Below are 16,611 nucleotides of genomic sequence, written 5' to 3' on the forward strand. Positions count from 1 at the left end.
TTATGCTGCAGTATGCTTAATCTGCAAATTATCGATGAGTCGGGTTGTGCCCAATTTTGCCGCGACAAACAAAACAATATCTTGATTGAATTGATCAATGTTCTGTAATTGTGCTGTACGCGCTTCTACATAGTCCACAACTAGACCTGATTCTGTCAACGTGGTTTTAATATTCGTTAACACTTCTGTTAAATCAGTACCTTGCTGCAATTCAACTTCAGCATTTTTCAAACTTTTAAAAATGTTTGGCGCAACTTTACGTTGTTCTTCAGTCAAATAACCATTACGTGAACTTAAAGCTAAACCATCTTCAGCACGTGCAATCGGCACGCCAATCACTTCCAATGGAATGTTTAAATCACGCACCAATTGACGAATCACTGCCAACTGTTGAAAGTCTTTCTGACCAAAAAAAGCATAATTTGGCTGTACAATATTAAACAGCTTCGTCACAACAACAGCCACGCCATCAAAATGCCCTGGACGCTGTTTACCGCATAAATCATTGGTAATGTCTGAGACGCTGATGTTGGTTAAACGAGGATGCTTACCATACATTTGCTCAACCGATGGTGCGAAAATAATGTCACAACCAACATCCGCCAAAAGCTGACTGTCTTGATCTAAAGTACGTGGGTAATTATCAAAATCTTCATTCGGTCCAAATTGAATCGGATTGACAAAAATACTGACCACAACTACATCACAAAGTTTGCGTGCTTCGCGTACAAGGTTTAAATGTCCTTGATGTAAATTCCCCATGGTCGGAACAAAGCCGATAATTTTTCGCGCAGTACGAGCGGGTTGCAGTGAAGCTGCTAAGCCTTGTATCGTCGTTTCAGTTTTCATATTACAGCTCTACTTGAAAAGTATGTTCTTTTGCTGGGAATGATTGATCGAGCACAGCGGCATGATACGCCTTAAATGCATCTAAAATTGCAGTTTCCCCTGCTTGCTCTTTCATAAAATTACGCACGAATTTGGCTACGCGTCCAAACGTCAAACCGAGCATATCTTGTACAACCAAAACTTGTCCATCTGTTTCGACTCCCGCACCAATACCAATCACGGGAATGTGTGGAAAGCATGCCGTCACTTCTTGACCCAACTGTGCAGGTACACATTCGAGTAGCAATACCGCAGCACCAGCATCGACGACTGCTTGACAATCTGCAAGCAATTTATCTGCTGCTTCACGTGAACGTGCTTGAAGTTTATAGCCCCCTAAAACATGCACAGATTGTGGAGTTAAACCCAAATGTACACAGACTGGAATACCATTACGGGTCAGGACTTCTACAGTCTCACTTAGCCAAGCCCCGCCTTCAATTTTGACCATCTGTGCGCCAGCTTGCATCACAGTTTTAGAGTTCACCAATGCATCATTCAATGTTGCATACGACATAAACGGTAAGTCAGTCATAATCAATGCGTGTTGATTACCACGGCGCACAGCCGCGGTATGATAAGCCATGTCTTCAACGGTTACAGGTAAAGTTGAATCACGACCTTGAATCGCCATCCCTAAAGAGTCACCAATTAAAATCGTATCGACTTCGGCAAGTTCCATCGCTTTCGCCATGCTCGCATCGTAGCAAGTTAAGCATGAAAACTTACGTCCATCTTGTTTAAATTGTCTTAAGTCACTCAGACTAATCATGAGATGTTCCTCTCTAGAAGTTCCTAGAACATACCTTTGGTAATTAAATATTGACCCAATGCTGATCAGCCACTTCAGTTAATGTCGTGTGCTGCAATAAATCCAGGCGATCTAATCGGCGCCCCTGAATGTGTAGATTTGGGTCTAAGTCCAATAATGGAATGACCACAAAATCACGTTCTAAAATTCCAACATGCGGGACAGTCAAACGTTCATGTTGAATCTGTTCATCGCCATACAGCAATAAATCTAGATCTAAAGTCCGCTCTCCCCAACGACGCAGACGCACCCGTCCAGCATCCTGCTCAAATTGCTGTAATTGATCCAGCAAAGTCAAAGCAGCCAAGTTAGTTTCCAAACGAGCCACCGCATTAAAATAATGTGGTTGATCTTGCGGACCCATGGGGGGGCTTTGATACAACTTAGATGCACGAACAGCACCCAATGTTGCTAACTTATGCATGGCTTCAGTCAAAATTTGACGCGAATCGCCCAAATTACTTCCCAAACCGATATAGCTCACAATCTTCATTGGGTTGGCCCAAAAACAACTTGGCTTAAATCACGTTTTACCCGCTTTCTTTTTAGGATTGGATGATCGTGACCCAATTCAGATGTGTTATGCGTTGCCGCTCGGGAAGTATTTTCTGAGGTTTTTGCTTTTCGACTACGACGACTGCGCGGTTCAGATTCTTGCACCAAAGGCTCAATATCAACTGCAACCTTAGTTTCAATGGGTTCTTCTTGCGTAGCCTTACGACGTGTTTTGGCGCGTTGACGGTTATATTGACCAATCGCACGCTCTTTTTCGTCGGTAGACATCAATTGATAAGCATCCCACCAACTGCCCATAGATTGCGTGGTATTGTCGCCTGCTTTTTCACGCAACAGTAAAAAGTCAAAGCCTGCACGGAAGCGTGCATGGTTCGACAATGCTGCAATTTGTTGCGGTTTCGGGTTTAGCAATCGGGTTTGCATTTCCCATACTTCACGAATAAAGGTTTCGGCAAAACGCGGAATCACCGTACGTGTCGCTTGACGCTTTAATACATCCAGTCCCGCTTGAGCGCGTGCTTCTGTAGCCACCACACCTTTTTTCAAATAAAAATCACAACGCTCTAAAAAAGGTTTCCATAACAACACCGCATAGAAGAATGCAGGATTAATGGTTTTACCAATTTGAATGCGCTGATCGGTATTTTTTGCCGCACGCTCAATAAACGGCGTGATTTCTGGACGAATCTCTGCAAAAAGCTGATGCCAAATGCCAAAATCAATCAACATTGGCAACACTTGGGACAAATGTCCCATGGTAAATAATTTTTGTGATTCATCATAAAGACGGTGTGGAGAAACATCACGCAAAAGCTGTGTACGCTCAGGGGTAAAAATTTCTAAAATCTTTGGATCAATACTAAATTTTAATTTGGCTGAGAAACGTAACGCACGCAGCATTCGTACTGGGTCTTCCTCAAAACGCAATTGAGGATCACCCAGTAAACGCAAAGTACGACTTTGAATATCTTCTACAGCATGACAAAAATCGAGCACCACATCTTTACGTGGCTGATAATACAGCGCATTGATAGAAAAATCGCGACGGGAAAAATCTTGCTCGATTGAGCCCCAATTATTATCACGCAGGATCATGCCCGCAGCTGAAGTGACTGCCTTTTTCGGTGGTGCGCGGAACGTTGCAACCTCAATCAGTTCACGCCCAGAATAGACATGAGCCAACTCGAAACGACGACCAATAATACGGCAACGACGCCCGAACACTTCTTTAATTTGTGAAGGTGTGGCATTGGTTACGGCATCATAATCCTTAGGATTAAGACCCAACATTAAATCGCGAACACCGCCCCCTACGATATAAGCCTCGTAGCCCGCCTTGGTTAGGGCATCAATCACATCAAGAATTGAAGCAGGGAGTTGAGCGGTGGATAAACCACATTTTGACGCGCGCAAAGTTTGCAAAAGACGCTGTCTCCTACGCCTGAACGTAAAATATCTAAGATGGTGTAATCATATCTCTAACACAATCAAAGGGCAATTTGATTATCTCTACGCATGACCGAATATTGCGTATCAATTCTGCAAAACTCAAGTCTAGAGTGCTAAGCGATCTTTATTTTTCTGCAACAGCTTAGGCCCAATACCTTTAATCTGCTGTAACTCATCAACCGTTTTGAACTTTCCGTGCTGCTGCCGATACTGCAAAATGGCTTCAGCTTTTTTCTCACCAATACCTGAAAGCTGCTGCAATTGTTCTGATGTTGCACTATTCAAACGTATTTTATTGCCCGATGCCGTATTTAAACTGGGTTTGGATAAATAATAGTTTGCATCTGTACCCGATGAACCAAGCCGCGCATCCTGTGCTTGCTGCTTTGCTTTCCAATTCAAGTACTGTTGATCAAAGTTTTGCGCATTGACACGGCCAAGTCCCAAAATCAGGAATGTGAAAAGTGTCAATATTCGTAATAATCGAATAGCGTTAAAATTCAACTGCATAAATTGCCTGTATTTATTATAAAGTCATAGGTTTTTCGCCTGCTCCCACAATTGGTCCATCTCCATCAAGGATAATTGCTCTACAGTTTTGTTTTGCAATTGCGCTTGATCTTCAATGTAAGCAAAGCGTGTTCTAAATTTATCAATCGTCCCCAATAGGGCGATTTCATTATTGACGCCTAGTTTACGTCCAACATTAATCAAAGAAAATAAACAATCACCCAATTCGGCTTGTATTTCGTCTGAGTTTTGTTGCTGGATTGCTTGCTGTAATTCATCTAATTCTTCTTCTAATTTGACATAAGCATCGGCTACATTGGCAAAATCAAAGCCAATATGCGCCGCATTTTTTTGTATTTGCTCTGCCTGTTGCAAGGTTGGGCCATGCTTAATTTGATCTAAACGAGATTGTGGTTTGCCTTGTTTTTCTTGCTGTTTAATTTGCTTCCACAGTGAAGATACCTGTTCTGCATCGAGCTGATGAAATTGTTCCGCCTGAAAGACATGTGGATGACGACGAATCAATTTTTCAGTAATTCCTTGCACCACATCTTGAAAATTAAAAGCACCTTGCTCACTGTACATTTGGGATTGAAATACCACTTGCAGCAATAAATCTCCCAATTCTTCTTTGATATGTTGAGTATCTCCAGAACGAACTGCGGCTTCAACTTCATAAGCTTCTTCAATCGCGTAAGGCGTTAAACTATTGGGCGTTTGCTTTTGATCCCACGGGCATTTTTCACGTAATTGTTGCATGACCGCCAATAGTTGTTCCATTTCTCAGTTACCCTCTATTCAATATTTCTTTTCAACTCTACATATAAAAAGCCTGCTCTAGGCAGGCTTTTTAATTCGCTTAATTTCCTTGAATTAAACGACGCGCACTAATAATACCAGGTTGCTGCTCTAATCGCGCCAATAGACGGGACAATTGCGCCAAACCTTTTACCTCAATCAACAATTTCATATTGGCAATACCATCTGCTTCAGAAATGGTGTTTACCTGACGAATATTGATTTGGTCTGAGAAGATCACTTGAGTTAAATCTTTCAACAAACCACGGCGGTCATAAGCTTCCACCACAATCTGCACACTCTGACCACGTGTGGGTTGCATTTCCCAGTCAGCTTCTACAGCACGTTCAGGTTCTTGACCAATCATACGAACGTAGTCAGGACACGCCACCTTGTGAATACTGACGCCACGATTTAAGGTGATATACCCGCCAATCGACTCACCATGGACAGGTTGACAACATTGTGCAACATGCAATTCCACATTATCCAAGCCATCGATCAAAATTCCATGTGCTGACAGCGTATGGCTAGCACGTGGATTCAGCGCAGGTTTGAGCACCAGTTCAGGTTCATCCTGATCCAGATGCATATGACGATTCACCTGATTCATCAAGGCATGTAGGCTAATATCACCACTCACCAAGTTAATCAGAATGTCATCCCCTGTTTTCACATTAAAGTGATTACAGTAGTCACTTAAATCGATACTTTTAGGATGAATCGCCAATCGTGATAATTCTTTATTGAGAATGTCACGACCAATTTCCAGATTCTTACTGCGATCTTGCTGACGGAACCAATGACGTAATTTATCGCGGGCACGTGCTGTTCGGATATAACCCAAAGAGTTCACCAACCAGTCACGGTTCGGTTCACGATCTTTCTTGGTTAAAATTTCAACTTGCTCACCTGTTTTCAAGGTGTAAGTGAGCGGTACATAACGTTGGTTAACACGTGCGGCATAACACTTGTTGCCCACTTCGGTATGTACATGATAAGCAAAATCCAGCACCGTCGAACCGCGTGGTAATTCCTTAATATCCCCATCACGACTGAACACATAAATTTTCTCAAAATCTTCAAACTCTTGAATCTGTTCAAAGTTTTCAGAATCTTCATCTTCTTTATGCGCACTGGCATCATTACGCTCTTGGAAGTGCTCTAACACGGCGCGCAATGAATGCAAACGATGATTGAAGGAGCGATCGGTAGTTTTCGCGCCTTCTTTATAGTTAAAGTGCGAACACACACCCAACTCTGCTTCTTCATGCATGTCGCGGGTACGGATTTGTACTTCCAGTGATTTGTTTTCAGCAATCACCGCTGTATGTAAAGAACGATAGCCATTGGCTTTCGGATTGGTAATATAGTCATCAAATTGATGTGGAATATGACGCCAAATTTGATGCACAATGCCCAGCGAGTGATAGCATTCAGGCACTGACTTCACCAATACTCGCACGGCGCGAATATCATATAGCTGATCAAAGCTCAGGTTCTTACTTTTCATCTTCCGATAAATCGAATAGATGTGTTTCACCCGCCCATTAATCTCGGCTTCAATACCATGATCGGCTAACTCATTCTTGAGCTTATCAATCACAAACTGAATATAGTGTTCTCGTTCTAAACGCTTTTCATTCAGTAATGAAGCAATTTCTTTATAGCGTTCTGGTGCCAAATAGCGAAAGGCTAAATCTTCCAGTTCCCACTTTAACTGCGCAATCCCCAATCGGTGCGCCAAGGGAGAATAGATGGTCAGAATTTCTCGTGCGACACGTTCCTGACGCTCACGCGAGGATTTTGCCAATTCACGTAAAGCATAAGTACGTTCTGCCAGTTTAATCAATACAACACGCACATCTTCCGTAACGGAAATTAGCATCTTGTAAATGCCCGTCAAATGTTCACGCTGATCATTATTAAAATGGTCTTCTAAGCGTTTATTCTGTTCAATCAGCTCAGAAAGCTTACCCATAGACAGGGTGCCTTTCACCAAGCTAAACACCTGCTCACCAAAATGCTGACGTACAAAATCAATGCTCATGAGTCCTTCACGAACACTGCGGTACAACATTGCGGCAGATAGGGTATCTTCATCGACGTGTAAATGCGCCAAAATATCGGCCATTTCGATGCCTGTGTAAAAGGTATTCGATCGATGATTAACAGTGGATTCTAACTCTTTTTGCAGAGTCTCTTTTGCAACTTCTTCGAGTTGTTTGAGCGCTGCCCCGTCTAAAATGCCGCGTACTCGATCTAACCATTCGGCTAAATCAAGTTGAGCTTGTTCGGCATGCTCTACAGTCGCTTCCTCAGACAACTCATTGAGTCGCCCAGGCAATTGCTCACGTACTGTGACCATACCCTTCTCCTACGAAATGATCATTCATATTATAAATCGTTTATCTCTTTTTCTTGCTCAAATAAGGCAATTGATTCGACATGTTCAGTATGCGTAAACATATCCATCACACCCGCCTTTTTTAATCGATAGCCATGTTGTGCCAAAACACCTGCATCCCTTGCCAATGTTGCTGGATTACATGATACATAAACGATTTTTTTTGCATTAAATTTAGGAACATAATGCATTACCTCTTCCGCGCCTGAACGCGGTGGGTCTATCAATAATGCATCAAATCCCTGTTTTGCCCAAGAATGATGCGAAAAATCTTTTGTTAAATCTTGTGAAAAGAATTCAATATTGGTCATGGCATTGCGACGTGCATTGTCCTGACCGCGTTGTACCATTTCATCACTTCCTTCAACCGCAATCACCTGTCCTGTTGGCCCAACACAACGTGCGAGTGGTAGAGAAAAGTTGCCAAGTCCACAAAAGAGATCTAAAACACGATCACCTTGTTGCAGCTGAAGCAATTCACATGCCAGCTTGACCATTTGCGGATTAACAGTTGAGTTCACTTGCGTAAAATCTAGTGGACTAAAACTAAAATTCACATCAAAGTCAGTCAACGCATAATGTAAACGCATTTCAGCCTGTGCCTGATCCACACGTTGTAAGCTGTCTGGACCCGCGGGCTGTAAATACAATTGCCATTGTTTCTGTAACGTAAACTGTTTTAATTGGTTGACATCATGGTCCGATAATTTTTCTGTATGGCGAATCAGTAAGGCAATATCCTGATCTCCCATCGCCAATTCTATATGCCCAATCGCCGCTTTGGCTGTTAGACTTTGGAGTAACTGTTTTAAACGTGTGAGTGAACCAAAAGCCTGATCCAGCACTAAACAACGATCAATTGAAGTCAATTTATTACTTTGCTTTTCACGGAATCCCACAATCAGTTGGTCACGCTGTGGGAAATAGCGTACTCCAATCCGAGCTTTACGACGGTAATCTTCTCGTAAAGAGCGAATAGGTGCCAACCATTCTTCTGGTTGCAAGCCTGCAAAATGCTGTAAATGTGATTTCAGCACATCCTGTTTAAAACGAATCTGCTCATCTTTTTCAATATGCTGCAAGCTACACCCCCCGCAGACATGAAAATGTGGGCAAGCAGGCTCCACTCTTAACGTTGACGGCGCGCCCAAGACTTCCACACAATCTGCTTCTTCTAAGCGCTTATTGCTATGGGTAATTCTGGCGCGAACTGTTTCACCAGGCAGTGCCTGAGCAATAAAGACTTTCTTGCCGTGTTTTTCGACAGGGTGTGCGGCATCCGTACCATAATGGGCAATCCCTCGTCCCTCATGCGAAAGGGTCTCAACCTGAAAGGTATAAATCGGTTGCTGACTTGGACGGGTATGCTTGCGATGCTTCATGAAAACCTAGTTTTAATGGTGAAAATCGGATGCTGTAAATTCTGTCTGTTGTGACGTTTCACGCCAAATTTTCAGAAAATCAGTATGTTGTGGATGAGCCTGTAACAACTGAATGCTCGCCTGTATCCAAGCGCGGTGCTCTTCCAGTTGTAATTGACCTTTTAATAACAACCAGCGTAAATAGATCAGCCATGTATTTAATACATCACCTTCACAATAGCCAGTTAAATCCTGCCATTGTTGTAACCGAACATATTCGGGTACATGATAACCACCATCACCACGCTTCCCTGGAAAACCCAATAAATGGGCAGCATCATCCAATTTCTGGAAATGACGCAGATTGAACATAGCCATCACATCCATTAAATCAACATGACGATGATGGTAACGGTTCTGGTAGTTATTATACTTCTTCTGATGATCAATCTCACCCTGATCAAACAAACTAGATGCCGACAAACCATGATACATGGCACGGAACAAAATCACAGGGAGATCAAACTGTGAACCATTCCAACTGACCAAGGTTGGATGCTTCTTATCAAAAATAGAGAGAAACTTCTTTAAAATTTCGGCTTCTGAATACTGTTCTCGACTAAATGAAAACAGCTTCATCGCACCTAATTCATCGACCCATAGCCCCGAAATACAGACAATTTCATGCAATGGCAAGCGCTGAAAATCTACACCAGACTCTTGACGGCGCAATTTGGTCAAGGCTTGTTCTAAGTCGGGCTCAGGTAAATTCAAACCATAAAGATGCGCCCCCGATTTCAAGTCCGTCATGGTTTCAATATCAAAAACAAGAACAGGTAAGCGCATGTAAACTCTCAAAGGTCAATTTAAAATTATTCAGGATCTTGTACCGAAAACAGACCTGTCGATAGATAACGGTCGCCACGATCACAAATAATGCAGACAATGACTGCATCTGGGTTTTCTTCTGCAATACGTAAAGATGCCCATACCGCACCACCTGAAGAGGTGCCCGCACTGATCCCTTCTTTTTGTGCCAGTTTACGCATGGTTTTTTCCGCTTCAATTTGCGGAATATCCATAATACGATCTACACGACTACGATCAAAAATAGTCGGTAAATATTCCTGTGGCCAACGACGAATTCCTGCAATGCTCGAACCATCTTCAGGCTGTAAACCTACAATTTGAATTTCTGGATTTTGTTCTTTTAGATATTTCGACACCCCCATAATGGTGCCTGTCGTACCCATTGAACTGACAAAATGGGTAATTTTCCCACCCGTTTGTTGCCAAATTTCAGGACCTGTCGTGAGGTAATGCGCCTCGACATTATCAGGATTCCCAAACTGATTCAGCACAAAACCTTTACCTTCAGCTTGCATTTGCATGGCTAAGTCACGCGCACCTTCCATACCTTGCTGCTGAGTCACTTCAATTAACTCTGCACCATAGGCACGCATAGCATCTTTACGCTCTTGGCTCATGTTATTGGGCATAATCAATTTCATATGATAGCCACGCATCGCCGCAACCATAGCAAGAGCAATACCTGTATTGCCACTGGTTGCTTCAATTAAGGTATCCCCCGGTTGAATTTGCCCACGCTTTTCTGCCTGCATAATCATGTTATAGGCTGGGCGGTCTTTGACTGAACCCGCAGGGTTATTGCCTTCTAACTTTGCCAAAACTGTGGCTTGCGTGTGACTTGCCAGACGCTGTATACGCACCAACGGTGTTTTTCCGACATAGTGGTCTAACAAAAATTCATCGGCTTGAAAATCGGGGGCTGTGTTACTCATTATGTGTACCTTGATCGAGGTGCGGGTATTGTATGAAAAAATGGGGTGTCCTGCACCCATTTCGCAGGGTTTTTCATGAAAGTGATTAAAGCACGGTCAGTTTCAAATAAAGCATGCTAATATGCTGAGCATAGGGAATTTACTACATTTGCCATGCCGAATATCAATAAAAAGTTATTTAAACGCTTACACTTAAATCATGCGTATGGGCAACTGATTGCCATGATTTTTGTGCCAATTATGATTTTGGCTTGTGTAGGCGCGGCATTGGTTTTATCTGAAACATCAAATGCAGCAAAAGCGCAACAGCGCCAAATGGCAATTGCGATTTTAACCCGCTACCAAAGTACTGCCGAGTCAGCACTCGACTTGCTTAATCGCTATCCATGGCACTACGACCAAGCGCAAAATGCGATGCAGTACATGTTCAATGAAAAGCTATTGAATCATGCCACCATTATTGACCACACGGGTGCTGAACGACTAAATATTGGTGGAGATGCTCATTCGCCTTGGCCCCAATACCCGAAAGACAAAAACTTTTTCGGCCCAATCAAATTCAATGGCAATCATGTCTATGGTATGCAGATTAATGAGTCACTCAATCAAAAAGGCTGGTTACTGATTGAACTGGACAATCAGCCCTTACAAATTGCACGCTATCGCGTTCTGATTGTTTTAGTGGCAACAGGGCTTTTAACCTTATTACTTTTGCTGTTGTGTTTAAACTTCTATTCACGTCGTTGGATTGCGCCCATGTACGAAATTCGGATGCAATTACAGCGCCTGAATGCAGATACACTTGATCAACACATGATCATTAACAGTACTGGCGAGCTTCGACTGTTACAACGCGATATTGCCAATGTGGTAAAACGACTCCATTTCAGCTTTCTAGAATTAAAAGAACATACCGAACAAACTGAAGATGACTTAAGACGTACGCTGGACACCTTAGAAGTACAAAACATTACTTACCGCCAAGCACGTGACCAAGCGATTTCTTCCAATCAAGCCAAGTCGGTTTTTTTAGCCAATATCAGCCATGAATTAAGAACACCGTTAAACAGTATTGATGGTTTTATTCATTTACTCCTGCGTCAGGGCAATTTAAGCAACGAACAAAATTTATACTTACAGACCATTCGTAAATCTTCTGCCCATTTATTGGCATTAATTAATGATGTTTTAGATTTTTCTAAAATTGATGCAGGCAAACTCGAACTAGAAACCGCCCCATTTGATCTAGAAGAAGCCATTTTTGATGTGATGGATATGCTGTCGCCACTGGCTGCACAAAAACATATTGATATGGCGTTCTACTATGGCGATGACGTACCTAAACAAGTCATTGGGGACGCACTACGTTTTAAACAAATTCTGACCAATCTGATTTCCAATGCGATTAAATTTACCCCCGATGGCGAAATCATTGTTCGGGTGCGCATGAAGCATGATGATATTGGGCAATGCTTATTGCATTTTAGCGTCCAAGACAGCGGCATTGGCTTAAGTGGCACAGACCGTAAACGCTTATTTGAATCCTTCTCACAAGGTGATGCTTCAGTCACGCGTCAATTTGGTGGAACTGGATTAGGTCTGGCCATTTCCAAACAGTTGGTGCATTTAATGCAGGGTCAAATTGGCTTTGAAGACAACCAAGAACGTGCACCCACCGAAAAAGGCTCGACCTTCTGGTTTACCGCTATGTTTGCTGTTGATGAAGAATATGAAATTGCTCATCCACAGTTCGAACATATGAAAGTGGTGTCTTATTTGGCGCATCCTGCGGCTGCACATGTGCTGCGTCACTACCTCGAAAATTATCAAGTCGAGCATATTGAAACTGCATCGATTCTGGATTTATTTAGTCGTTTGAATCAACTTCAGTCGCAACAAGAAAATACTTGGCTGATTGTGGATCATAGTGGCGATACCCAAGCCATGTTGAAAGAAATTCGCAGTCGCTATACGGGTAGTCTTGCGGTTTATGGCTATCAAATGGCACTCGATCCAAATATGCTGAGTGAATATCGTGCACGACCACTGTATCAACCTCTGAGTCGCAATGCGCTGATTCAACTGCTTAGCAATCAAGCCATGTTCCAATCTGAACAGCATGAAAACTTTGATGGTCAAGGCTTGCATATTTTAGCCGTCGATGACCATTTACCGAACTTGATTGTGCTGGAAGCCCTACTGGCTGAACTGAATGTGACCACCACCAAGGCGCAAAGTGGTCAGGAAGCCATTGATATTATTCAGTCGCGTCTGGAACAAAAACAGAAAGCTTTTGACTTGGTGTTTATGGATATTCAAATGCCTGTGATGTCGGGTATTGATACCACACGAGCCATTCGCGCGCTGGAATCGACTTTAGAAGAAGAAACTCACCTCCCGATCATTGCACTCACAGCACATGCTTTGGCCGATGAGAAACAAAAACTTTTAAAAGTCGGCATGGATGACTACGTGACCAAGCCGATTCAAATGGAACAAATCATCCAAATCTTGACGCATTGGACCAGTAAAAGCTTCGACAAAACAGCCATTGTAGAAAAAAATATCGTCATTGAGGCACTTGATCCGCACATTCTAAACTGGCAACAAAGCTTACAACTGGCAGCCAACAAAGAAGATCTGGCGATCGATCTTTTAAAAATGTTAGTCGACAGCTTCCATACCGAACTCGATGAAATGCAGCAATTGATTGAACTAGAAGATTTTCCGCAGCTTGAGCATGTCTTACATCGCTTGTATGGTGCCACGCGTTATGTGGGCACACCCAACTTACAAGAAGCGTCTGGATCATTTGAGCAGTTTGTATCGACCTTGCGCAAAGAAAAGCGTCATGCCGATGAAGAGTTTATTCAAGAAACGTTACAACGCTTTGATGATCTCAAACTCATCATGCAACAAGTGAAACAAGCAGCACAGTCGATTTTAAATAAACACATGCCTTAATTTCAGAAAAAAAGATGTGACTGAGCTGTCATGCAAGTGCGTTAGGCACATGCTATGCTCCGAAGCAAAGCAAAATTAGAGTATCCAACATGGCTTTATTACGTGTAGAAAAACAAAATGGAATCGCAACAGTCAGTTTAAACCGTCCAGAAAAGCGCAATGCCATGAGCTTTGCCTTACTCAATGAATTGGTCAAAGTCGCCAATCAACTGAAAAAGGATCGCAGCATTCGTTGCGTCATTTTAACAGGTGAAGCCCATGTATTTAGTGCAGGGATTGATCTTGCCGATTTAAACAATCCCAAGAACCGTGCTTATGCGGCATGGGAACTGGTCAAACCCGGACAAAGCCTCTTCCAAAAAGCCTTTCTTATTTGGCAAGAGCTGCCCGCCCCTGTCATTGCAGCCTTAGAAGGTTTTTGCTTTGGTGCAGGCATGCAGTTGGCATTGGCGGCAGATATTCGTATTGCACATCCTGACACCCAAATGTCGATTATGGAAAGCCGTTGGGGACTGGTGCCCGACATGGGACTAAGCCGTTCACTCAAAGGCGTGATTGGTCTTGATCTAGCCAAAGAGCTTACCCTGACAGCCCGTATTTTCGATGCCAACTATGCCAAAACCATCGGTTTAGTCACGCATTTATCTGAAACTCCGTTACAACAAGCACAAGCCCTTGCAGAAGAAATGCTGCAACGCTCGCCTGATGCCTTAGCCGCAGCCAAGCAAGTACTTGATGCCATGGAACATCAACCACGTAAATCTTTACGATTAGAGAAAATTTGGCAACTGAAACTTTTATTAGGCAAAAATAGTCAACTGGCACGTAAAAAAGACAAGCAACCCGAAGTTCAATTTGTTCCACGTCAGTTTCAATAAGGTTTAAACAACAAGATTAAGCTATAGAGAGATTCCAATGAGTTTTGATCGTAATACAAAAATTGCATTTCTAGGTATGGGACTCATGGGCAGCCGTATGGCCACCCGACTGCTTCAAGCTGGATTTGAAGTGGCTGTATGGAACAGAACTACCGCGACCTGTGATGTGCTCATTGATTTAGGTGCAACTGCGCTAAAATTAGAAAACATTGCAGACTATCCCGTCATCTTAACCTGTCTTTCGGATGATTCTGCTGCACAACAAGTGATTGAAAAAATTCGCCCCTTCTGGACTGCGAATCAAGTGGTTGTGGATTTCTCGAGCTTATCTGTAGATACAACCAAATCTTTGGCAGCACTGGCACAACAAGATCACGTCCATTGGATTGACTCACCTGTTTCAGGCGGGACAGCAGGTGCAGAACAAGGCACATTGGTTATTTTTGCTGGCGGCAATGCCGAAATTATTCAAAGCTTAAGTCTGATTTATAATGTACTTTCACAACGTGTTACACGCATGGGCGAAACAGGGACAGGGCAAGCCACCAAAATTTGTAACCAATTGATTGTGGCAGCCAATAGCACCTTAATTGCAGAAGCCGTTGCCTTGGCACGCCAAGCGGGTGTCGATACGACCCTACTCGCTCCAGCATTGGCAGGTGGATTTGCCGATTCAAAACCGTTTCAAATTTTAACACCAAGAATGGCCAATCATCAGTTTGAACCTGTACAATGGAAAGTGCAGACTTTATCAAAAGATTTAAATAATGCCGTGCAGTTGGCTGAAAAATTCCAATTAGATATTCCAGTTGCAAAAAAAGCACTATCCCAATTGCAAGCACATCAGAATAAAGGCTATGCTGAATCAGATTTAGCCACTGTAATTCAACACGTTGAAACAGAATAATAATGCAGGGAGCAAGCTCATGACTAAACTCGCAGTGAATCTTTCCATGATCTTTACTGAAGTGCCACTCATAGAACGTTTTGCACTGGCTTATGCGCATGGCTTTAAATACATTGAAATTCAGTTCCCTTATGAACTCAGTATTGCTGAAATTCAAAATCAACTGACTCAGCATGATTTACATTTATGCCTGATTAATGTGCCTGCTGGAGACCTCATGCAAGGAGGTAATGGTTTGGCAGGGATTCCAGGACGAGAGTTAGAATTTCACCACGCGCTCGAACTGGCAATTCAATATGCGGTTGCCTTAAAAGTGCCGAGCGTTAATATTCTCGCGGGTAAACAACCGCTCGATTGTGACCTACTGCCTTGCCTAAATACCTTAGCCAAAAACTTAAAACTCGCTTGCTTTATGCTAGCAGAACATCATATTCAGCCTGTGTTTGAAATGATTAATGGCACGGATATGCCTCGTTTCCTGATTCAAAATATTGCGCAAGCTCAAGAGATTCTGGAAGCTGTTCAGCATCCCGCTTTGAAAATGCAATACGATTGCTACCACATGGCCATGATGGGCGAAAATGTATTAGAAGAATTGAAAGAAAATATTTTAGAAATTGGACATATTCAATTTGCTGACTGTCCAGGACGACATGAACCCGACACGGCACAAATTCACTTTAAAGAAATTTTTGATTGGTTAAGCCACAGTGATTATGCGGGTTTTATTGCAGCCGAGTACCGCCCACAAGCCCATTCGAATCATTCATTTGCATGGAAAAACAAGTACTTTGCCGAGCATCCACAAAGTTAAAAAACAGACAATTGAAATTTGGTGATAAAACCGCTATATTAGAGGATGAGTTATTGTCAGGAATTATGACCCTTTATGAATTTAGAACCATCGCCCAGCGCTTCTAATTCTCTCGATCTCGCAATGAATTCTCAAGCTCAAGATGTACAAGCTTGCTTAAAAGTTGTACATGAAGCTCTATTAGATGTAAAAGCAAAAGATATTATCGAACTTGATGTTAGCAGCATTAGCAATGTCGCAGATGCGATTGTGATTGCAAGTGGTACATCAACTCGTCACGTGAAAGCACTTGCGGACAATGTGGCTGAAGAAGCACGTAAAGCTGGCTTCCGCCCTATCGGTGTCGAAGGTGAACGTGATGCAGAATGGATTTTAATTGACCTTGGACTTGTCGTGGTTCATGTCATGCTGCCGACTGCGCGTAAATTTTACGACCTAGAAAGTTTATGGCGTACAGCTCCAGAATCTGTAGCATAAGAAAAATGACCGATTCGGTCTACAAAAGC

The 16,611-nt window shown here is 42.8% G+C and carries 15 protein-coding genes; 5 read left to right on the forward strand and 10 right to left on the reverse strand.

The features are described 5' to 3' along the window. From panC to cysM, 10 genes are all read right to left on the reverse strand, one after another. Complete coding sequence (gene panC, locus E0H87_RS04565; RefSeq protein WP_131322535.1) at window positions 1–849, reverse strand: pantoate--beta-alanine ligase; 849 nt, start codon at window positions 847–849, stop codon at window positions 1–3. A gap of 1 nt (window position 850) precedes the next feature. Beyond that, entirely contained in the window at window positions 851–1,660 is an 810-nt protein-coding gene (gene panB / locus E0H87_RS04570) for a 3-methyl-2-oxobutanoate hydroxymethyltransferase (protein WP_131322536.1), read from the reverse strand. 43 nt (window positions 1,661–1,703) lie between these two features. Further along, on the reverse strand, window positions 1,704–2,192 hold the full coding sequence (gene folK / locus E0H87_RS04575; RefSeq protein WP_131322537.1) for a 2-amino-4-hydroxy-6-hydroxymethyldihydropteridine diphosphokinase: 489 nt from the start codon (window positions 2,190–2,192) through the stop codon (window positions 1,704–1,706). Beyond that, the gene (gene pcnB / locus E0H87_RS04580) at window positions 2,189–3,637 is read right to left on the reverse strand and encodes a polynucleotide adenylyltransferase PcnB (protein ID WP_131322538.1); all 1,449 of its coding nucleotides are present in this window, start codon (window positions 3,635–3,637) and stop codon (window positions 2,189–2,191) included. The genes folK and pcnB overlap by 4 nt, the downstream gene beginning before the upstream one ends. 132 nt (window positions 3,638–3,769) lie before the next feature. After that, on the reverse strand, window positions 3,770–4,174 hold the full coding sequence (locus E0H87_RS04585; protein ID WP_131322539.1) for a ComEA family DNA-binding protein: 405 nt from the start codon (window positions 4,172–4,174) through the stop codon (window positions 3,770–3,772). Between the two features lie 24 nt (window positions 4,175–4,198). Next, the gene (mazG, locus tag E0H87_RS04590) at window positions 4,199–4,954 is read right to left on the reverse strand and encodes a nucleoside triphosphate pyrophosphohydrolase (protein WP_131322540.1); all 756 of its coding nucleotides are present in this window, start codon (window positions 4,952–4,954) and stop codon (window positions 4,199–4,201) included. 79 nt (window positions 4,955–5,033) lie between these two features. Next, window positions 5,034–7,340, reverse strand: coding sequence for a RelA/SpoT family protein (locus E0H87_RS04595; protein ID WP_131322541.1), 2,307 nt, complete (start codon window positions 7,338–7,340; stop codon window positions 5,034–5,036). A gap of 29 nt (window positions 7,341–7,369) precedes the next feature. Beyond that, window positions 7,370–8,761, reverse strand: coding sequence for a 23S rRNA (uracil(1939)-C(5))-methyltransferase RlmD (gene rlmD, locus E0H87_RS04600; RefSeq protein ID WP_131322542.1), 1,392 nt, complete (start codon window positions 8,759–8,761; stop codon window positions 7,370–7,372). 12 nt (window positions 8,762–8,773) lie between these two features. Further along, window positions 8,774–9,586, reverse strand: coding sequence for a 3'-5' exonuclease (locus E0H87_RS04605; protein ID WP_131322543.1), 813 nt, complete (start codon window positions 9,584–9,586; stop codon window positions 8,774–8,776). Window positions 9,587–9,612: 26 nt separating this feature from the next. Then, on the reverse strand, window positions 9,613–10,542 hold the full coding sequence (gene cysM, locus E0H87_RS04610) for a cysteine synthase CysM (protein WP_131322544.1): 930 nt from the start codon (window positions 10,540–10,542) through the stop codon (window positions 9,613–9,615). A 153-nt stretch (window positions 10,543–10,695) separates the two neighbouring features. Between cysM and E0H87_RS04615 the strand changes: the two genes are divergently transcribed. The 5 genes from E0H87_RS04615 to rsfS all read left to right on the forward strand — a co-directional run bounded on the left by E0H87_RS04615 (window position 10,696) and on the right by rsfS (window position 16,582). Then, the gene (locus E0H87_RS04615) at window positions 10,696–13,506 is read left to right on the forward strand and encodes an ATP-binding protein (RefSeq protein WP_131322545.1); all 2,811 of its coding nucleotides are present in this window, start codon (window positions 10,696–10,698) and stop codon (window positions 13,504–13,506) included. Window positions 13,507–13,595: 89 nt separating this feature from the next. After that, complete coding sequence (locus tag E0H87_RS04620; protein ID WP_131322546.1) at window positions 13,596–14,384, forward strand: crotonase/enoyl-CoA hydratase family protein; 789 nt, start codon at window positions 13,596–13,598, stop codon at window positions 14,382–14,384. Window positions 14,385–14,421: 37 nt separating this feature from the next. Continuing rightward, window positions 14,422–15,291: an NAD(P)-dependent oxidoreductase gene (locus E0H87_RS04625; protein ID WP_131322547.1), complete on the forward strand. Its 870-nt coding sequence runs from the start codon at window positions 14,422–14,424 to the stop codon at window positions 15,289–15,291. Window positions 15,292–15,310: 19 nt separating this feature from the next. Beyond that, window positions 15,311–16,105, forward strand: coding sequence for a hydroxypyruvate isomerase family protein (locus tag E0H87_RS04630; protein ID WP_131322548.1), 795 nt, complete (start codon window positions 15,311–15,313; stop codon window positions 16,103–16,105). Between the two features lie 75 nt (window positions 16,106–16,180). Next, complete coding sequence (rsfS, locus tag E0H87_RS04635; RefSeq protein ID WP_016166152.1) at window positions 16,181–16,582, forward strand: ribosome silencing factor; 402 nt, start codon at window positions 16,181–16,183, stop codon at window positions 16,580–16,582. Window positions 16,583–16,611: the final 29 nt, after the last annotated feature.

It is taken from the genome of Acinetobacter sp. ANC 4178 (genome assembly GCF_004331175.1).
Taxonomy (GTDB): Bacteria; Pseudomonadota; Gammaproteobacteria; order Pseudomonadales; family Moraxellaceae; genus Acinetobacter.